The organism is Kitasatospora sp. NPDC059577, from assembly GCF_042735475.1.
Lineage (GTDB): Bacteria > Actinomycetota > Actinomycetes > Streptomycetales > Streptomycetaceae > Kitasatospora.
Genome location: NZ_JBHWBZ010000005.1, coordinates 234,092 through 252,886, shown reverse-complemented (window position 1 = coordinate 252,886; position 18,795 = coordinate 234,092). Strand labels below are relative to the sequence as shown.

At 74.0% G+C, this 18,795-nt stretch carries 18 protein-coding genes and 1 riboswitch; of the genes, 9 read left to right on the top strand and 9 right to left on the bottom strand.

All coding sequences use genetic code 11. The features are described from left to right. Nucleotides 1-74 precede the first annotated feature (74 nt). From ACFV0O_RS07750 to ACFV0O_RS07740, 3 genes are all read right to left on the bottom strand, one after another. Entirely contained in the window at nt 75-3,800 is a 3,726-nt protein-coding gene (locus ACFV0O_RS07750; RefSeq protein WP_380337788.1) for a SpoIIE family protein phosphatase, read from the bottom strand. 40 nt (nt 3,801-3,840) lie between these two features. Beyond that, on the bottom strand, nt 3,841-4,329 hold the full coding sequence (locus ACFV0O_RS07745) for an Imm21 family immunity protein (protein WP_380337785.1): 489 nt from the start codon (nt 4,327-4,329) through the stop codon (nt 3,841-3,843). Between the two features lie 593 nt (nt 4,330-4,922). Continuing rightward, entirely contained in the window at nt 4,923-6,461 is a 1,539-nt protein-coding gene (locus ACFV0O_RS07740; protein WP_380337782.1) for an MFS transporter, read from the bottom strand. Nucleotides 6,462-6,607: 146 nt separating this feature from the next. Between ACFV0O_RS07740 and ACFV0O_RS07735 the strand changes: the two genes are divergently transcribed. After that, complete coding sequence (locus tag ACFV0O_RS07735; RefSeq protein ID WP_380337779.1) at nt 6,608-7,150, top strand: winged helix-turn-helix transcriptional regulator; 543 nt, start codon at nt 6,608-6,610, stop codon at nt 7,148-7,150. A 168-nt stretch (nt 7,151-7,318) separates the two neighbouring features. Here ACFV0O_RS07735 and ACFV0O_RS07730 read toward each other — a convergent pair whose 3' ends face one another. The 4 genes from ACFV0O_RS07730 to ACFV0O_RS07715 form a co-directional block, all read right to left on the bottom strand. Next, on the bottom strand, nt 7,319-8,500 hold the full coding sequence (locus ACFV0O_RS07730) for an alpha/beta hydrolase family protein (protein WP_380337778.1): 1,182 nt from the start codon (nt 8,498-8,500) through the stop codon (nt 7,319-7,321). An 84-nt stretch (nt 8,501-8,584) separates the two neighbouring features. After that, nucleotides 8,585-9,394 carry a hypothetical protein gene (locus ACFV0O_RS07725; RefSeq protein WP_380337775.1) on the bottom strand — a complete coding sequence of 270 codons (810 nt, stop codon included), beginning with the start codon at nt 9,392-9,394 and terminating at the stop codon, nt 8,585-8,587. A 414-nt stretch (nt 9,395-9,808) separates the two neighbouring features. Further along, complete coding sequence (locus ACFV0O_RS07720) at nt 9,809-10,873, bottom strand: serine hydrolase domain-containing protein (protein ID WP_380337772.1); 1,065 nt, start codon at nt 10,871-10,873, stop codon at nt 9,809-9,811. A 198-nt stretch (nt 10,874-11,071) separates the two neighbouring features. Continuing rightward, a complete protein-coding gene (locus ACFV0O_RS07715; RefSeq protein WP_380337769.1) occupies nt 11,072-11,485 on the bottom strand; it encodes an HIT family protein in 414 nt (137 codons plus the stop codon). A gap of 181 nt (nt 11,486-11,666) precedes the next feature. Between ACFV0O_RS07715 and ACFV0O_RS07710 the strand changes: the two genes are divergently transcribed. Next, a complete protein-coding gene (locus tag ACFV0O_RS07710; RefSeq protein ID WP_380337767.1) occupies nt 11,667-11,855 on the top strand; it encodes a YegP family protein in 189 nt (62 codons plus the stop codon). Nucleotides 11,856-12,010: 155 nt separating this feature from the next. On the opposite strand, the gene ACFV0O_RS07705 is transcribed toward ACFV0O_RS07710, so the two are convergent. Beyond that, on the bottom strand, nt 12,011-12,706 hold the full coding sequence (locus tag ACFV0O_RS07705) for an MSMEG_1061 family FMN-dependent PPOX-type flavoprotein (protein ID WP_380337764.1): 696 nt from the start codon (nt 12,704-12,706) through the stop codon (nt 12,011-12,013). Between the two features lie 164 nt (nt 12,707-12,870). On the opposite strand from ACFV0O_RS07705, the gene ACFV0O_RS07700 reads away from it, so the two are divergent. Next, nucleotides 12,871-13,188 (top strand): antibiotic biosynthesis monooxygenase family protein, encoded by a 318-nt coding sequence (locus tag ACFV0O_RS07700; RefSeq protein ID WP_380337761.1) that lies wholly within the window; start codon nt 12,871-12,873, stop codon nt 13,186-13,188. 89 nt (nt 13,189-13,277) lie between these two features. On the opposite strand, the gene ACFV0O_RS07695 is transcribed toward ACFV0O_RS07700, so the two are convergent. Next, nucleotides 13,278-13,526: an SCO4226 family nickel-binding protein gene (locus ACFV0O_RS07695; RefSeq protein WP_360252232.1), complete on the bottom strand. Its 249-nt coding sequence runs from the start codon at nt 13,524-13,526 to the stop codon at nt 13,278-13,280. Between the two features lie 275 nt (nt 13,527-13,801). Continuing rightward, nucleotides 13,802-13,929, top strand: a riboswitch (FMN riboswitch). Between the two features lie 217 nt (nt 13,930-14,146). On the opposite strand from ACFV0O_RS07695, the gene ACFV0O_RS07690 reads away from it, so the two are divergent. The 6 genes from ACFV0O_RS07690 to hisG all read left to right on the top strand — a co-directional run bounded on the left by ACFV0O_RS07690 (nt 14,147) and on the right by hisG (nt 18,629). Further along, nucleotides 14,147-14,848 (top strand): riboflavin synthase, encoded by a 702-nt coding sequence (locus ACFV0O_RS07690; protein WP_380337757.1) that lies wholly within the window; start codon nt 14,147-14,149, stop codon nt 14,846-14,848. Next, on the top strand, nt 14,845-15,492 hold the full coding sequence (locus tag ACFV0O_RS07685) for a nicotinamide riboside transporter PnuC (protein ID WP_380337755.1): 648 nt from the start codon (nt 14,845-14,847) through the stop codon (nt 15,490-15,492). Before ACFV0O_RS07690 ends, ACFV0O_RS07685 begins: the two co-directional genes overlap by 4 nt. Beyond that, the gene (locus ACFV0O_RS07680) at nt 15,489-16,760 is read left to right on the top strand and encodes a bifunctional 3,4-dihydroxy-2-butanone-4-phosphate synthase/GTP cyclohydrolase II (protein WP_380337752.1); all 1,272 of its coding nucleotides are present in this window, start codon (nt 15,489-15,491) and stop codon (nt 16,758-16,760) included. The genes ACFV0O_RS07685 and ACFV0O_RS07680 overlap by 4 nt, the downstream gene beginning before the upstream one ends. A 37-nt stretch (nt 16,761-16,797) precedes the next feature. Beyond that, on the top strand, nt 16,798-17,271 hold the full coding sequence (ribH, locus tag ACFV0O_RS07675; RefSeq protein WP_380337749.1) for a 6,7-dimethyl-8-ribityllumazine synthase: 474 nt from the start codon (nt 16,798-16,800) through the stop codon (nt 17,269-17,271). Nucleotides 17,272-17,398: 127 nt separating this feature from the next. Continuing rightward, entirely contained in the window at nt 17,399-17,671 is a 273-nt protein-coding gene (locus ACFV0O_RS07670; protein ID WP_360252217.1) for a phosphoribosyl-ATP diphosphatase, read from the top strand. Between the two features lie 109 nt (nt 17,672-17,780). After that, nucleotides 17,781-18,629 carry an ATP phosphoribosyltransferase gene (hisG, locus tag ACFV0O_RS07665; RefSeq protein WP_380337746.1) on the top strand — a complete coding sequence of 283 codons (849 nt, stop codon included), beginning with the start codon at nt 17,781-17,783 and terminating at the stop codon, nt 18,627-18,629. Nucleotides 18,630-18,795 lie beyond the last annotated feature (166 nt).

Here is an 18,795-nt window from a genome sequence, read left to right as displayed (position 1 = left end):
CGTGGCACCAGGTAACCGCCGGGGCGGTCCGCCGGGCCAACAACCGGCGCGGCGGCCCGACAACCGTCCGTTGTTCATGCAGTGGGTGGGGCCCCCGGGGGCAGTTCCAGCTCGAACCAGACCACCTTGCCGCCGTCGGTCCGGCGGCTGCCCCAGCGGTGCGCGAGCTCGTTGACCAGGTGGATGCCCCGGCCGCCCTCGTCCTCGGTGCGGGCGCGCCGGATCCGGGGCGTCTCGGTCTCCCGGTCGGCGACCTCGACGGTGAGCACCCGGTTGCAGAACAGCCGCAGCTGGGTGGGGGACCCGGCGTGCACCAGGGCGTTGGTGATCAGCTCGCTGGTGAGCAGTTCGGCCCAGTCGACCAGCGCGCCGAGGCCCCAGGCCTCCAGGGTCTCGCGGGTGAAGCGGCGCGAGTGCGCGACCATCGCGTGGTCGCCGGTGAGCGGGAGGGTGGCGATCCGGTCGGCGCCGTACGGGCGGACCTGCGCCATGATGACGGCGATGTCGTCCTCGCTGGTGCGGCCGGTGAGCCGGGCCAGGACGGCGTCGCAGGTCTGCTCCAGCGAGTGGTGCCGGTCGGCGACCGTGTGGCAGAGCAGCCGCAGTCCCTCGTCGATGTCGCGGCCCCGGCGCTCGACCAGTCCGTCGGTGTAGAGCGTCAGGATGCCCTCCTCGGGGAGGGTGAACTCGGCGTTCTCGAAGGGGACTCCACCGACCCCGAGCGGGGTGCCGGTCGGCAGCTCGATCAGGTGCGCCCGCCCTTCGGTGTCGGCGACCACGGGCGGCAGGTGTCCGGCGCTGGCCGCGGTGCAGTGGCGGTCCACCGGGTCGTAGACCACACAGACGCAGGTGGCGAACTGGCCCTCGCCGACGGCGGTGGTGGCTTCGTCCAGCCGGTGCAGGACCCGGGCCGGGTCCAGGTCGAGAGTGATCAACGTCCTCGCTGCCGTGCGGAGTTGGCCCATGGTCGCGGCGGCCCGGATGCCGTGGCCCATGACGTCGCCGACGATCAGGGCGACCCGCCCCGAGGAGAGCGGTACCACGTCGAACCAGTCGCCGCCGACCTCGCTGACCACGCTGCTGGGCAGGTAGCGGTAGGCGATGTCCAGACCGAGGGTGCGGTGCACCTCCTGCGGCAGCAGGCTGCGCTGCAGCATGAGCGCGGTGTCCCGCTCCCGGCGGTAGAGCCGGCCGTTGTCGATCGCGAGCGCGGTGCGGGCGGCCAGTTCCTCGGCCAGCGAGCGGTCCGCGGAGCCGAACGGCAGCGGATTGTGGGTGCGGACGAACTCCGCGCCGCCCAGCACGTGTCCGCGCGCCATCAGCGGCACCATCAGGTACGAGTGCACCCCGGCTTCCAGCCCCGGCTGCACCCGGTCGGGGGAGGCGACGATCCGGCGCAGCTCCGCCTCGTTCACCTCGGACACCAGGATCGAGCGGCGGGTGCGCAGGCTCTGCGCGTACAACTGGGCGGAGTGCGAGGTCTCGCCGACCTGGTCGGCGGCCTCCGTCATGGTGCCGTCCTGGGCCGACTCGCCGACCGCCACGGCCCGCATCAGGACCCGGCCCTCGGCCGGGACGGACCCGGGCTCCTCGCCGCTGAGCACGGCGTCGCGCAGGTCCACGGTGACGAAGTCGGCGAAGCGCGGGATCACCACCTCCACCAACTCCTGGGCCGTGCGGTGCAGATCGAGCGTGGTGCCGATCCGGTTGCTGGCCTCGTTCAGCAGCGACAGCCGCTGCTGGGCGGCCCAGGCCTCGTCCAGCGCCCGCTGCCGGGCGGCTGCCGCGTCGCGCTCGCGGGTGAACAGCAGCGCGTTGTCGATGGAGACGGCGGCCCGCACCGCCAACTCCCCGGCCAGCGCGACGTCGTCGTCCTCGTACGGGCGCTCCACCAGGGTCCGGTAGAAGCCCGCGACGCCGACCGGGGTGCCGCGCGCGATCAGCGGGACCACCATGAACGAGCGCACGTTCTGCTCCCGGACCGCGGCGGTGCGCACCGGGTCGTCGGCGAACCAGGCCATGCCCTGCTCGTCCATCCGCGGCACCAGCACCGGCTTGCGGTGCGCCAGGCTCCACGCGTACGGCGAAGTGGGCCGGAACCGGTGCACGTTGCCGGTGCGGGCGATCGGCTGCAGGGTCGAGCCGTGCACCGAGTGGAAGGCCATCCGCCGCAGCAGCGCCGAACCGTCCGCGGGCGCACGGGCCTCGCGCTCGCCGCGGACCAGTTCCTCCAGCACCTCCACCACCACCGTGTCGGCCAGCCGGGGCGTCGCCACCTCGGCCAACTCCTGCGCGGTCTGGGCGAGATCGAGTGTGGTGCCGATCCGGGTGGAGGCCACGTTGACCAGGGCCAGGCGTTCCTGCGCGGCCTTCGCCTCGCGCAGCGCCTGCTGACGGGCCAGGACCGTCTGGTGCTGGCGCAGGTACAGCCGGGCGTTGTCGATCGCGACGGCGGCCCGCGAGGACAGTTCGTCGCCGAGCGTGATGTCCGCCTCCGCGAAGGACTCGCGCTCGCCGCGCCGCGAGTACACCACCATGCCGAGCGTGGTGCCGCGCGCCACCAGCGGGGTGATCCGCACCGAGCGCGGACGGTCGCCGAGGAAGGCCTGCCGGCGGCTCTCGTTGATGCCGCTGCTGAGCATCGGCAGCTCCCAGGACGGGATCACCACCGTCCGCCCGCTGCTCAGGGCGCGGGCGTACGGGGAGTCCGCGGGCAGCTCGTACACGGTGTCCACCGGCAGCGCGTCGGCCGGGTAGAGCGGGTCGGCGGTGGCCAGTGCCAGCCGGCGCACCAGCTGGGGGGCGCCCGCCGTGGGTGGCTCGACGGTGCGGCCGGCCACCAGCGCCTCCAGCGCGAACACCCCGCTGATGTCGGCGACCCTGGGCACCATCGCGTCGGCCAGCTCGCGCGCGGTCTGCCGCAGGTCGAGCGTGGTGCCGATGGAGGCGGTCGCGTCGACCAGCAGCGCGAGCCGCTCCTGGGCGCGGGCCGCCCGGGCGTCGGCCCGGAACCGGCCGGTGACGTCGACGACGGTCGAACTCACCCCGAGCACCCGGCCGCTGCGGTCCTCCAGCCGGAAGTAGGAGGCGGACCAGGCGTGGTCGTGCTGCGGGTCGCCCGGGGTGCGGCCGTGCGAGCGGGTGTCCACCACGGGCTCTCCGCTCTCCAGCACCCGGCGCATCACCGCCTCGGACTCGGAGCCGTTGATCCCGGGCAGCAACTCGGTGATCCGGTGGCCCAGGTGCTGTTCGGTGGGGAGGCCGTTGATCCGGGCCAGTGCCTCGTTCAACCGGATGAAGCGCAGCTCGGTGTCGTACACGGCCATGCCGACCGGGGACTGGGTGAAGAACCCGTCCAGGACGGCCAGGTCCGCCTGGATCCGGCGCAGCGTGGTCACCTCGGAGGCGACCGCCAGCACCAGCGGTTCACCGCCGGGGCCACGGATCGGGTGGGTGCGGAACTCCAGGGTCACCAGGTGCCCGTCGCGGTGGCGGACCGGGAACACGCCGGTCCAGGCGCGGCCCTCCAGGATCTGCTGGAACAGCCGCAGGACCTCGGGCCGTCCCTCGTCGGTGGTCAGCAGCTTGGCCGCCTTCGCCCCGACCGCGTCCTGCGCGCGGTGACCGAGCAGTGCCTCGGCGTCACTGCTCCAGTGCAGGATCCGCCCGTCGGCCGCGATCAGCGCCGTGGCGATCGGCACCATCAGCAGGGCGTCCTGCTGCGGTTCCCCCGCGCGCTGCGAGTTGTCGTCGACCATGGCCAGAGAACCGTCCCAGAGGCGTCCGGAGATCGTTCCCACCAGCCCTGCCATCTTCGCACGCGGCCCCGGGCGGCGCCGCTCACCGAGGCAGCAGGCGCTCCAGGTGGAACTCCGGCCACCGCCCGGCCTCGGCCCCCAACGACTGGACCAGGTAGTGCCCGGGCGGCACCTCGACCGTCAGGTACTCGCCGCCCTCCAAGGCCTCCTCGCCGTCCTGGAACACGTCGACGAGCAGGTGCCGCCCAGCGGCCGGATCGAGCACCGGCCCGTCCTCCCGGACACCCGACCGCAGCGCCTCGCGCACCAGCGGCCGGACAGCGTCCGAACACTCCACGCTCAGCGGCCGGACGAACACCCGCTCCTCGGGCAGCCACCCCACCGGCAGCGGTTCCCCGCCCAGCACCAGCACGTCGCCGTACCCGGGCGCCGGGTAGGCGGCCGCGTAGTCCGCGGCGGCCTCCACCAGCGCCTCCTGGCACCCCTCCCACCTCTCGACGGCCGCTTCCGGGCACAGCACGAACAACCCCGAGTCGGTCCCGTCCGGCCAAGCCACGTCCACGGTGCTCATGCGCGGGATCCTCGCACGTCAGAACGACAACGCCTTCCGCCCAGCCCGCCCGCTGCCGCGCTCCCGCGCACCCGGCACGCGAGAAGCCGGCCCGGTCGACTTCCTGTGCGGGTGCCGCACCGCCCTTGCCGAGGAGGACCGGACCGACCTTCCAGGTACCGCCCCCACCACCGGCGACAGGCGGACCCGGGAAGATTGCGCTCGGCCACAGCGAGGCACCGGGATTTGCCCGGTCGGGTGGCCGGCGGTCGGGTCGTCTGCCGGTTCTCGTCTCCACGGGCTTGCCCGTTCGGTGCGCAGGAAGTCGACCCCGTCGACTTCTCGCGTGCGGGGCGGCCTGCCGCCCGCCTTGGTGCGGTCCGGGGTTGGGAACGCCGGGCCGGAGCACGTGTTCCGGTCCGCCCGTGCGTCACTCCCCTGCCCGTGCGTCACTCCGCTGCCCGTGCGTCGTGCGGGTCGTGCGGGCGGTGCCCGGGGCGTCGGCGCGGTCGCCTTCCTGCGCGGGTGCCGCTCGGCCCAGGTCGGGAACGGCGCGGTGGCCGGGGTGCGAGGGTGGGGCCGGTCACGGTCGTCCCGGGGGTCGACTTCCGGTGTCACCGCGTAGGCGCAGACTTCCGGGAGGGTCCTGTCGCCTCTGCCTCCGCGGCTGCCTCCGCGTCTGCCTTCGCCTCCGCGTCTGCCGCCGTCTCAGGGCGAGCGGCCGCGCGGCGTTCGGCGGTGCGGGCGGCGAGGGCGAGCAGGGCGCCGGCCAGGCAGAGGGCGGCGGCGACCAGGACGGCCCGGTCGGCACCCGCTGCCAGTGCGCGGGCCGCCGCGTCGGGGCCCGGTGCGCCCGGGCGGGCGGAGCCGGTGACGGCGACCGTGACCGCCACTCCGAGGGCCGAACCCAGGTAGCGGGCGGTGTTGTTGGCGCCGGAGCCCATCGCCGCCCGGTGCGCCGGGACGCTGCCGACCGCCAGCCGGGCCAGGGCCGCGTTGAGCACCCCGCTGCCGATGCCCGCGACCGCGAGGCCCGGTGCCGGCCGCAGCCAGGACGAGTCGGGGGTGAGCCCGTACAGGCCCAGCTCGCCCACTCCGCAGACCAGCAGGCCGAGGGCGACCTGCGCGGTGGCCGACAGGTGTGCGGCCAGCCGTCGGGCCTGCAGTGCGGACACCACCGACAGGCCCGACCACAACGCCAGCACGCCGCCCGCGGCCGGCCCGGACAGGCCGAGCACGCCTTGCAGCAGGGTGGGCAGGTAACTCATGAAGCCGACCAGCGACAGTCCGGTGAACAGGGCCCCGCCGGTGGCCGCGAGGAAGCCGGGGCTGCGGAACAGCGTGAGGTCCAGCATCGGCTCCGCCGTCCTCGCCTCGACCGCGGCGAACGCCGCCAGCAGCAGCACCCCGCTCACCAGCAGGGCCGGCACCACCGGCTGCGTCCAGCCGGTGCGGCCCTCGGCCAGGCCCGCGATCAGCAGGGACGTTCCGGCGGCCAGTGCGAGCACGCCGTACGGATCGAGCGCGCGCGGCCGCTCGGCCCGTGACTCGGTGAGGGCGGTGACGGCGCAGGCGGCCACGACGGCCGAGGCCACGGCGATCCCGGCGCTGACCGCACGCCACCCGGCCCACTGCTGGACGAGCGCTCCGTAGACCGGTCCGACCGCGATCCCGAGGCCGACGGCCGCGCCCCAGACGCCCAGCGCCCGGATCCGTTCCGGCCCGGTCGGGTGGGCGTGGCTGATCAGGCCGAGCGCCGGGGCGAGGACGGCCGCCGAGGCGACGCCGAGGAGCACCCGGGCGGTCAGGTAGACGGCGCCGCCGGGCGTCAGTGCGGCCAGTGCCTCGGCGGCGGCGAGGAGCAGCACGCCGATGGTGAAGACCCGCTTGCGGCCGTGGTCATCGGCCAGGCTCCCGGCGGTGAGCAGTAACGCCGAGATGCCGACCAGGGTGCCGGTGAGGATCCAGGTGCGGCCGGCGGCGTCCAGGTGGGCGGCCTGCGCGGTGGCCGCGAGCGAGGCGGTGGGGGCGGTGTAGGCCACGGTGGTCAGCGCGGTCGCGGCCGCGGTGGTCGCGAGTGTGGCACCGGGCCGGACGCGGTGAGCGGGGGCGACGTGGCCGTCGGGGGGCGAGGTGGTCGGTGCGAGGGGCATGGGGTGTTCCCTCCGGGACGGGACCGGCGATCCACCAGCGGGTCCCCGGCTATGAGTCTGGTGAATGAACCTTCGGCGCAAGTCGCACGCTAGCACCATCGGTCTGTTCATTGAACCCATAGGGGGTGTGGACTAGGCTGACGCCCATGGCCCTGGGAACCGACTACGAACTGCAGGACTGCGCACTGGCCCGCGCCCTGGAGGTGGTCGGCGAACGCTGGAGCCTGCTGATCGTCCGCGACGCGTTCTACGGCGTGCAGCGCTTCAACGACTTCCTCACCCACCTCGGCATCCCGCGCGCCGTCCTCACCGCCCGCCTCAACGCCCTGGTCGCGGCCGGTGTGCTGCGCAAGGAGCCCTACCTGCAGACGCCGCTGCGCCACGGCTACCTGCTCACCGACACCGGCCTCGAACTCTGGGGGCCGCTCTACCAGTTGAGCCGCTGGGGCGGCCGGCACGCCACCGAGGGCGGCCCGCACCACCTCTTCGCGCACGCCGACTGCGGCACCGACCTCGACCTCGTCGGCGCCTGCCCGGCCTGCGGCGGCGCACCCGTCCCGCCCGACCGGGTCCTCATGCGCCCCAACCCCGTCCGCGGCGGCAGCCTCCGCGACGACCCGGTCTCCCGCGCCCTGGTCCGCCCGCACCCGTTGCTCGAACCCATCGCCTCGGCGGCCGCACCCGCCTGAACCGGCCGCACCCGGCTGCACCCGCCTGGACCGGATGCACCCGGCCGCACCCGCCTGGACCGGATGCACCCGGCCGCACCCGTCTGGACCGGCCGCCCCGCCCCCTCCTCACCGCACGCGGACGAGGCCGTCGGCGGACTGCCGACGGCCTCGCCCCGGACGCCGCCGTCAGGAGTGGAACCGCACCTCCGGGTCGGCGGCGGTCGGCCCGTCCAGCAGCGGCTGCTCGATGCCCTTCAACTGCAGGTCGAAGAAGGCCCCGACGTACCGGCGGGTGAGCTCGACGGCGCGCCCGGGCGCGATGGTCGCCCCGGGCCCCTGGGGGAGGCCGAGGCCTTCGAGGAGCACCGGGAAGTCGGTGAAGCTCGGGTGGATGGTGCCGTCGACGGTCAGCCAGCGCTTCCAGCCGTCGAGGTTGGGCCAGCTCTCCGTCCAGGAGCCGTCCTCACCGCCGTCCAGCGGGTGGCCCATCATCAGGTACGGCTTGCCGCCGATCCCGGAGGCGGGCACCGGGACGTCCATCGTGCCGTCCAGGTCCACTCCGGCCCGGATCCGGTCGTCGGCGAGCAGGGCCGGGACGGTGGCCGCGCCACCGGCCGAGTGGCCGGCCATGCCGATCCGGTCGCGGTCGATCATGCGGGCGTAGCGCCAGGCCGGGTGCGGGCGGTCGGTCAGGCGGTCGATGACGAAGGACACGTCCTTCGCCCGGTTCTCGTCCACCTGCGCCCAGTCCTTGGGCCGGCCGCACATCACACAGGGCAGCGTCTGCCCGTCCGGGAAGGTCGTCCCGGTGTTCTCGTAGGTGTGGTCGACCAGCGCGACCACGTAGCCGCGGCTGGTCAGGTCCGTGGCGAGGCCGGTGAGCGAGGTCCGCGGCATGGTGAAGCCGGGGGACAGCACCACCAGCGGGTAGTGGCCGCCCTGCGGGCGTGCGCCGGACTCCGCCCAGGTCCGGGTGCCGGTCAAGGCCTCGGTCGGGATGGTGTTGCCCGGCAGCTTCGCGTCCAGCAGCGCTCGGGCCGCCCCGTCGGTCATGTACGGGGCCGGGCTGCCCGTGCCGGCGTGCGCGGGGTAGTACATCGAGACCATCAGCCGGCGCGGACCGGCGGAGGGCACCCACGGGTCCGGACGGTCCCGGTCCACCAGTTGCAGGACCTCCTGTCCGACCGCGTACGGCCCGGTCGGGTGCGGGAGTTCGATGGGGACGGCGGCCCGGGTGCCGGCCGGGGCATCGGCGGTGAGGCTGGAGGCGGGCGGCGCGGGTGCGGCCAGGGCCGGGGCGGCAGCGGCGACGGACAACGGCAGCGCGAGCAGCAGGGCTGCCGCGGCGGCGGTACGAAGTCGGCTCATGTCTGCGACGGTAGGTCGCGAGCCGTGGAGCTGACGTCGGCTCAGCGGCTGACCGGTCCCTTCCGGGTCGTGCCCGTCGCACCCCTAGGGGGCTGCTGCCGCCCGGAGTTCGGTCAGGAAGTCCGCTGCCGCGCGGGCGTTGGGCACCGGGAGGGTGAGCGGCAGGCCGACCGAGTGCGTCCGGATCTCCAGCTCCCCGAGGTCGGAGGCCCGGGCCGACTCGACCTCCGCCCACCGGTAGGCCTCCGTCGCCGCGAGCGGATGCGGCGGCCGGTGCACCAGGCCGCCGGCCGTGACGGTCAGCCGGCCCCGGGCGAACCGGATGCCGCCCTCGGTGCGCAGCGTTTCGTGCAGGGCGGCCCGGAGCCCGGGGGAGAGGCGTTCCTCCAGCTCGCGGAACAGCCGCCCCAGCCCGCGCAGGTGATCCAGCACCAGCGGTTCGCTCGCGCCGGCCGGCCAGATCCGGCCCTGTTCGCCCTCCCCGTGCCGCCCACCGGGGGAGTACTCGGTGGCCTCCAACGAGCTCCACGGCAGCGGGCGTTCGTCGCCGTCCGCCGCGACCAGTACCAGGCCGCCCTCGTGGACCCGGACCGCCCGCAGCCCGGGCGCCGGCCGCAGCCAGCCGTACCCGCTCGCCGCCAGCACCGCGACGGCCACCACCACGGGCGCGGGCCACCACTGGCCGAGCGTCAGGCAGGCCGCGACCGCCATGACGATCGTGCACACGTCCAGCGGGATCCGTGCCCGCCGGGGCACCGGCCGGAAGCGCCGGTACACGCGCACCGGCGGCCCGAGCCGGCCGGCCGGCCCGGCCTGGTCGAACCGGCCCGACTGACCGACCGGCTCGGCCGGACGGACTGCCCGCACCCGCGTCGGCGACCACACCACCGCCACGTCGGCCACCTCTCACTCGGCGGACCCCAATCGGAACCGCATCTGCCGGATCAGCATCGACCGTTCATGGACCCGGCAACAGTGCCAATCGGCACCTTTTGGCCCGAAACGACCCCGCCATCATCACCCCCGGCCCGGAACCCCCCACCACCGGGGTGCCGATGAGCAGGGGGAACGCCTCCGCAGGGCCCTCCCCGGGCCGCGTGAGCGCCCGCCCGCCGCGAATCCGACCCGGGGCTCCGGTCCCGCCGGGCCGCAGCCCCGGACGGTCCGCGCGCTCCCGCTTTGTCCCGCACGCCCCCGGTGCCGCGTACGCCCCCGACACCCCGCCCGCCCCCGGTGCCCCGCGCGCGGCGACGGCGCCCCGTAGGCGGCGGCCCGCACGCCCCGGGGCGGCCGTCGACCGCCGCGCGGTCACCCCGCCGTCGCGAAGTCCTTCTGAAGTCGGCGCAGCAGCGCCGTCCCCACCGGATCGACGGACCGGCGGGTGTTGGCCAGCACCACCACGCCCACCTGCGTCTCCGGATCGAAGGCCACGAACGAACGGAACCCGCCCGTACCGCCGTTGTGCCAGATCTGCAGGTGGCCGCCCTGCTGGCTGTGCAGCCGGTGGCCGAGCCAGCCCAGGTACATCCAGGCGAAGGGGTTGACCCGGTGCCTGGTCTCCCGGGTGAGCATGATCGCGGGCGTCAGCGGTGACTCCGGCTCACGGTCGGCCGCCAGCTGGGCCCGCAGGAGTATCGCGAGGTCCGCGGCGGTGGACCGGAGCCCGCCCATGCCCGGGAGGGCCGCCATGTCCCAGGAGGGCACCGGCCGGCCGCCCTGGGTGTGCCCGTGCGCGAGCCGCCCGGACCGCTCGGCGCCCGACCGCACCAGGGTGTCCACCAGCCCCAGCGGCTCGCAGACCTCACGCGTCACCAACTCCTCGTACCCGGTGCCGGCCCGGTGCGCGAGGGCCAGGCCCAGCAGCCCGGCGCCGAGGTTGGAGTACCGGAAGCCGCGCCCGGGCGCGGTCCCCAGACGGGTCCGGGCGAGCCCGTCCAGCACGTGCTCGGCGGTGCAGTGGGCGTACGGGTCCGGGTCGTTGGGCCTGAGCAGCGCCCTCACCAGCATGCCCCGGGGCAGCCGGGGGAGCCCCGCGCTGTGGGTGGCCAGGTGTCGCAGCGTGATCGGCTGCCCGCCGCGGGCCGGGACGACGACCCGGCCGTCCCGCGCGTCGGCGAGCACCTCGGCGAGCGGCTCGTCGAGTCGCACCGTGCCGTCGAGCGCGAGCCGCGCGAGCACGAGCGAGGTGAACACCTTGGTGACGGAACCGATCTCGAACAGGGTGTCAGGCCCGGGGGTGCCGCCGCCCGGCCCCGTCCCCCCGGTGCCGCGGATCTCCGTGTCCCCGCCGGCCAGTCCGGCGACCACCGCGCCGACGTGCCGGCCCGCGAGCCGGTCGACCGTCTGCTGCACGACGCGCGCGAGTTCGTTCATGACAGTGAGCCTAGGCGGCCCGACCTGCCGACTCGTCAGACCCGAAAAGGATTTCGGCCGCCCCGGATGCTCCTCCGGGCGTACGCCCGGCTGCGCCCGGCACGGTAGGGGCGAGTACGGCACGCGAGCGGCGGGTGCGGGAGGTCCGAGTACGGGAGGTCCGAGTACGGGAGGTCCGAGTACGGGGCCGCCTGCGGCTCAACCGGTCAGTGCGGTCCGCAGCCGGGCCGCGACCTCCGCCGCGCCCGCCTCGTCCGGGTACGCCCGCCGGGGCCAGAAGAAGCCGCGCAGCCCGTCCTTCGGATTGCGCGGCACCACGTGGACGTGCAGGTGCGGCACCGACTGGCTGATCCGGTTGTTGGCCGCCACGAAGCTGCCCGCCGCACCCAGTCCGTGCTCGACCGCCGCCGCCACCCGCTGCACCTGGAGGAAGAACGGCCCGACCTCGTCCGCCGGCAGGTCCGCGAGCGTGCGGTGGTGGGCGCGCGGGACGACCAGGACGTGTCCGGGGAACAGCGGCCGGCGGTCCAGGAAGGCCACGGCCGCCTCCTCGTCCAGCACCCGGTGCGCGGGCTCCGCGCCCGCCACCACCGCACAGAAGACGCAGTCCATCCGTCCATTCAAGCCACCGGCGCCAGCCCCGGCACGCCGGCGGCCGGCCGTGCGGCCGTCGTCACCCGACCGGCCGCCGACCGGGTGCGGCCGCGCCGCCGCCGGGCGCACCGTGCTGCAGGGGGCCGACCGGCGGGCGCACCGCGCGCTCCGTGCGGAGCCCCACGAGGAGGTGGCCCGGATGTCGGGCAAGTTCGAGATCTACGAGGACTCCGGCGGCACGTACCGGTTCCGGCTCAAGGCGGGCAACGGCGAGATCGTCGCCACCGGGCAGGGCTACGCCAGCAAGGACGCGGCCCACAAGGGCGTCGAGGCCGTCCGGCGGGCCGCCGACGGCGCGGCCGTGGTGGACGTCCCCAGGGCCGCCTGAGTGCGCGGAGCCCGGCGGGCGGTCACCCCGCCCACCGGGCCCCGGCGTTTCACCCGCAGACGCGGAGCCCCACCGGCGGACGCGGACCCCACCCGCGCACCCGCACGCGGCACATCACACGGCCGCGCCGCGCCGCGCGGCACCGCCGCCCGCCCTCACTCGTACCGGTACAGCAGCGCCTCCCGCTCCGCCTGCTCGATCATCTCGATGGTCAGCGACTCGTCCCGCAGGTGCGAGAGCGTGACCTCCGCCGAACTCGGCTGGTCGTCCTTGGCGAGCCAGTTCTCCGGCTTCCACGCCGAGCTCCGCAGGAGCGACTTCGGGCAGTGGGCGTACACCTCCTCCACCGCGACCACGATCGCGCTGCGCGGCGGCTTGCCGACGGCGGTCAGCTGGCGCAGCAGTTCGGGGTCGGTGGAGACGCAGGCCCGGCCGTTCACCCGCAGGGTGGTCTCCCGGCCCGGGACGACGAAGAGCAGTCCGACCCGGCCGGTCTCCAGGATGTTGTGCAGGGTGTCCAACCGCTTGTTGCCGGTGGCGTCCGGTATGGCCAGGGTGTACTCGTCGAGCACCGAGACCAGCCCGGCCGGCCCGCCGCGCGGGGAGACGTCGCAGTGTCCGGCGGCGTCGGCGCTGGCGACGAAGACCAGGGAGGCGCAGGCGATCAGGCGCTGTGCGACGTCGTGGAGGTGGCCGACCTGTTTGCGGCGCGCGTGGTCGCCGGGTTGTTCGTAGATCTCGCGCAGCTGGGCGGCGTCCCTGAGGGCTCCCGCGTCGAGGGCATCGAACAGGCGGCCCGGCCGGTCCGGTCCGGTGCTTGACGCAGTGACAGCTTCCGGTGTGGTGGTCATGCCGGGAATCTAGCGGAGCCCTCCCGTCGCACCCGGGGCCGACCGCCCCGGGACGTGCGGACCGATCGTGGCTGGACCCCTCGCCACCAGCGGTTTTCCGCCGATAATGGGCACAGGGCATCGAGTCGTGGGCACGGGGATCCAGTCGGCCGGAGGTGGTGGTCGTGATCGTCAGGATCTGGACCGGGCAGGTGCTGGCCGGTCACGTCGAGGAGTTCTGCACCCACCTGGCGGCCCAGGTGATCCCGCAGCTGGGCCGGACGGACGGCTGTCTCGGCGGCGAGCTGCTGCGCTCGGTGTCGGAGGAGGACGGGCACCGGGTGCTGGTGGTGAGCCGCTGGCGCGACGAGGCCGCCCTGCGCGGGTACGCCGGGCCGATGTGGCGGATCCGGCCGGTCTGGTCGGAGGGCGAGCTGCGCTACCTCGCGCACCCGCCGGAGGTCACCCACTTCCTGCAGATCACCGCACCCGCCACACCGTGACCCGCGGCCGACGACCCGCACGGTGACCCGCGGCCGACGACCAGCAGTCAACGGCGTCGACGGCCCACACGGTCGACGGCGTCGACGACTCACACGGTCAACGGCACCGGGTGGATCTCGTCCGCCGGGTGCCCGGTGCGGCTGTGCACCCGCTGCACGGCTTCCTTGGAGGGCGCCTCGGAGAGGCAGTACACCGTGCCCGACTCCGGGTCCGCCCACGCCTGCTGGAAGTGGACGCCCTCCTCGCCCTCGACCGCCAGGTCGGCCGCGTGGGCCTGCCTGAGCATCTCCGCCGTGATTCCGTTCATCCCGTGGTGGACGTCCATGAACTTCGCCATCGCGCTCGCCTCCGTAGCTTCGGTGCGCCGACCGGCAGGACCCCACCTACCAGCGTCGCCCCTGCCGCCCGCCTCCGCCACCAGACCGTCCCCGTCCCCCACCCCCGCCACGGGGCCGCCGGCCCGGCCCCGCCTCCGCCACCGACCCGATCCCCGACTGAGCGCGTAGCACCCCGTCGCACATTCCCCGCACGTTCGTGAAACAGGCCACAGCGGAAGCCACTCCCTGCCCTTGCGCCGACCGTGGCAGAATGACCGCAACAGCAGTGACGTTCAGCGCACTCCGGGGTCGGTGAAAATCCGAACCGGCGGTTACAGTCCGCGACCCGTCCGCAGCCAGCGGCCGGTTGACCAGGTGAAATTCCTGGACCGACGGTTAAAGTCCGGATGGGAGGCGTGCGCGGGCGGACGTGGAGCAGTACCCGTGGTCCATCGTTACCGGACCGGACCGCGGTCAGGTGAACGCCGGGAGCAGTGTCTCCCGGGCCGGGCGAGCGATCTCCCGGCGGCTCCGGCACCCCCGGCGACGGGTCGTGCCGTCGGCCCGTGCGCCGTTGCCCGTCCGTGTCATCTCCCTCTGCCGCCCCGGAGTCCGCGCCCCAAGCGCGAGGAGAACCCGGGTGTTCACCGGCATCATCGAAGAGCTCGGCGAGGTCGTGTCGATCGAGGAGATCGGCGACTCCTCGCGGATCCGCCTGCGCGGCCCGGTGGTCTGTACGGACGCGGGTCACGGTGACTCCATCGCGGTCAACGGCGTGTGCCTGACCGTCGTCGACACCCCGGAGGAACTGGCGGCGGGCACCGGTGAGTTCAGCGCCGACGTGATGGCCGAGACGCTGCACCGCTCCAGCCTGGGGGAGCTGAAGCCCGGTTCCCGGGTCAACCTGGAGCGTGCCATGGCGCTCGGCGCCCGGCTCGGCGGTCACCTCGTCCAAGGCCACGTCGACGCCACCGGGCGGCTGGTGAGCCGCGAGCCCGGCGAGCGCGACGCGAACGGCGAACTGCGCTGGGAGGTACTGCGGTTCTCGCTGCCCGACACCATCTCCCGCTACCTGGTGGAGAAGGGCTCGATCACGGTCGACGGCGTCAGCCTCACCGTGGTGGAGGCGGCCCGGGACAGCTTCACCGTCAGCCTCATCCCGGCCACCCTCGCGCTGACCACGCTGGGCGCCAGGACCGTCGGCGAGAGTGTCAACCTGGAGGTGGACGTGCTCGCCAAGTACGTCGAGCGCCTCCTGGAGTCCCGCACCTTGCCGGGCCTGCCGAACCTGCCGGGTTCGCAGGACCTGCCGATCGACGAGACCCCGGGGGAGTCCGAGTGAGCTGGCTCAGCGGAGAAGCGTTCACCGTCCTCGGTGAACACGTGAGGTGGGCCGACATGTTCGGCAACCTGCTCGGTTTCGCCGGCCTCGCGCTCGGCTGGCGCCGTTCGGTCTGGAGCTGGCCGGTCCAGCTGCTGTCCGGCGTGGTGCTGATCACCGCCTACCTCGGCGGCCACGTCCCCGGCCTGATCGGCAAGCAGCTGATCGTGATCGCCACCGCCGCCTGGGGCTGGGCGCAGTGGCGCCGGGGCCGCCAGGACAGCGGCACCATCGCGGTGCGGTTCGCCCGTTGGCCCGAGCGGCTGACGCTGGCGGCCGGCACCGCGGCCGGTACGGTCGCGCTCGCCCTGCTCTTCACCTCGTTCCCCAGCCTGTCCTGGAGCCCCTGGTCGGACGCCTACATCTTCGTCGGCACGCTGGCCGCGATGGTGGCGCAGGCGCGCGGCTGGGTGGAGTTCTGGTTCGCCTGGATCGCGGTCGACATCGTCGGTGTCCCGTTCGCCTTCAACAGCGGTTACACCTTCTCCGGCCTCACCTACTCCGTCTACTTCGTTCTGGTGCTGCTCGGCCTCCGCTCCTGGTGGCTGAGCACCCGTGAGCCGCGCACCGAGTCCGTCACCGTCCCGCAGGGAGCAACGGCATGACCGAGAACCAGTCCGACAAGGGCACCGTCGAGGCCGAGCTCGTCCTCGACCCCGTCGAGCGGGCGATCGCCGACATCGCGCTCGGCCGCGCGGTGGTCGTGGTCGACGACGAGGACCGCGAGAACGAGGGCGATCTCGTCTTCGCCGCCTCCGCGGCCACCCCCGAGCTGATGGCGTTCACCATCCGCTACAGCTCCGGCGTGATCTGCGCCCCGATGACCGGGGAGGAGCTGGACCGCCTGAAGCTCCCGCCGATGACCCAGGTCAACGAGGACCGCAAGGGCACCGCGTACACCGTCTCGGTGGACGCCCGCGAGGGGGTCGACACCGGCATCTCCGCCGCGGACCGCGCCCGCACCGTCCGGCTGCTCTCCTCGCCCGGCACCGAGCCCGGCGACCTGACCCGCCCGGGACACGTCTTCCCGCTGCGCGCGGTGGAGGGCGGCGTGCTGGTCCGTCCCGGCCACACCGAGGCCGCCGTCGACCTGGCGCGGCTCGCCGGCCTGCCGCCGGCGGGTGCGATCGCCGAGGTGGTCAACGACGACGGCACCATGGCCCGGCTGCCCGAGCTGGTCGTCTTCGCCCGTGAGCACGGTCTCGCGATCATCTCGATCGAGGACCTGATCGCCTACCGCCGCCGCACCGAGCTGCACGTCGACCGGGCCGCCGTCACCGCCCTGCCCACCGTGCACGGCGAGTTCACCGCCGTCGGGTACGAGGGCACCATCGACGGCGTCGAGCACATCGCCCTGGTGGCGGGCGGTCTCGACGCGGACGGCCGGCTGCCGGACGGCGAGGACGTCCTGGTGCGGGTCCACTCCGAGTGCCTGACCGGCGACGTCTTCGGTTCGCTGCGCTGCGACTGCGGCCCGCAGCTGGAGGCCTCGCTGCGGCGGGTTGCCGAGGCCGGCCGCGGCGTGGTGCTCTACCTGCGCGGGCACGAGGGGCGGGGGATCGGCCTGGCCCACAAGCTGCGCGCGTACCAGCTGCAGGAGCAGGGGCGCGACACCGTCGACGCCAACCTGGACCTCGGCCTGCCCGCCGACGCCCGCGACTACAGCATCGCGGCGCAGATGCTGGTGGACCTCGGCGTCCGCTCGCTCACCCTGCTCACCAACAACCCGCGGAAGCTGACCGCGCTCACCGAGCACGGTCTGAAGGTCAAGGGGCGCGAGGCGGTCGAGATCGCGCCCGGCGAGCACAACCTGCGCTACCTGCAGACCAAGCGCGACCGGATGGGTCACGACCTGCCCGGCCTCGGCTCCTGAAGCACCCACACCCACCCGACAGAGAACGGATCAGAACATGAGCGGTCACGGAGCCCCCGAGCTGACCATCGACGGCGCGGCCGACCTCAAGGTCGCGGTCATCGCCGCCCAGTGGCACGACCGGGTGATGAACGGCCTGATGGACGGCGCCCACCGCGCGCTCAAGGAGCTGGGCATCGCCGAGCCGACCGTGCTGCGCGTCCCCGGCACCTTCGAACTGCCCGTCGCCGCCAAGCGCCTGGCCGACCGCGGCTACGACGCCGTGGTCGCCCTCGGCGTGGTGATCCGCGGCGGCACCCCGCACTTCGACTACGTCTGCCAGGCAGCCACCGTCGGCCTCACCCAGGTCAGCGTCGACACCGGCGTTCCGGTCGGCTTCGGCGTGCTGACCTGCGACAACGAGGAGCAGGCCATCGACCGCGCGGGGCTGCCCGGCTCCGCCGAGGACAAGGGCCACGAGGCCGTCACCGCCGCCGTCGCCACCGCCGCGGTGCTGCGCGCCGCGCGCTGACACCGACGCCCGCGGCCGCGCCGCGACGACAACGCGCACGGTCCCGGACCGTGGACGTCCACCGGACCGTCCACGGTCCGGGACCGTTTACCGTCCGTCCGCCCGCACGCCGTAAGGTGGCCCCATCATGGCTTCGAAGACATTCGAGGAGCTCTTCTCCGAGCTCCAGCAGAAGGCCGCCACCGGCGACCCCTCGTCCTCCCGCACCGCGCAGCTCGTCCAGCAGGGCGTCCATGCGATCGGCAAGAAGGTCGTCGAGGAGGCCGCCGAGGTCTGGATGGCCGCCGAGTTCCAGTCGGACGAGCAGACGGCGGAGGAGATCTCCCAGCTCCTCTACCACCTTCAGGTGATGATGGTCGCCCGCGGGCTGACGCTCGACGACGTCTACAAGTACCTCTGAGCACCCTGAAGAGACCGCGCTGACCCCGGCCGTCGCCGAACGGGCACGGCCGTGACGGCTCCCGCTCCGCCGAGCACACCCCTCCCTACAGGTAAGGAAGCAACCTCCCATGCTGCGCATCGCCGTCCCCAACAAGGGTTCGCTCTCGGGTCCCGCGGCGGAGATGCTCCATGAGGCCGGCTACCGGCAGCGGAAGGACCCGAAGGAGCTCGTCCTCGTCGACCCGAACAACGAGGTCGAGTTCTTCTTCCTCCGCCCGCGCGACATCGCGGTCTACGTCGGCTCCGGCCGTCTGGACGTCGGCGTCACCGGCCGTGACCTGCTGCTGGACTCGCACTCCAACGCCGAGGAGGTGCTCGCCCTCGGCTTCGCCGGGTCGACCTTCCGCTTCGCGCGCCCCGAGGGCGTGGCGGTCGAGGACGTCAAGGGCCTGGAGGGCCTGCGGATCGCGACCTCGTACACCGGCCTGGTCGAGCAGCACCTGGCCGACCACGGCGTGAAGGCGACGGTCACCAAGCTGGACGGCGCGGTCGAGACCGCGGTGCAGCTGGGCGTCGCCGACGTGATCGCCGACGTGGTGGAGACCGGCACCAGCCTGCGCAACGCCGGCCTGGAGGTCTTCGGCGAGCCGATCCTGATCTCGGACGCCGTGGTGATCCGTCCCAAGGGCGCCGGCGAGGACCCGCGGGTGGAGCAGTTCCTGCGCCGCCTCCAGGGGGTGCTGGTGGCCCGCCGCTACGTGCTGATGGACTACGACATCCGCGCCGAGAACGTCGGCGCCGCCGTGGGGCTGACCCCGGGCCTGGAGTCGCCGACCGTCTCGCCGCTGCACACCGAGGGCTGGGTCGCGGTCCGCGCGATGGTGCTCCGCAAGGAGGCCCAGCGGATCATGGACGACCTGTGGGGCATCGGTGCCCGGGCCATCCTGGTCACCAACATCCACGCCTGCCGCCTCTGACCTGCTCGCCCGCGCGAGAGTAAAGAACGGTTCAATGGGGCGGGGGGGGCGGGCCGCGGGGCCCCCCCCCCCCCGGGGCCGGCCCCCCAAAACCCCGAGTGACACCGGTGAGAGAGCCGCGCCGGTGTGTCAGAGAGAAATGGGGGGGGCCGCCCCCCCACACGAG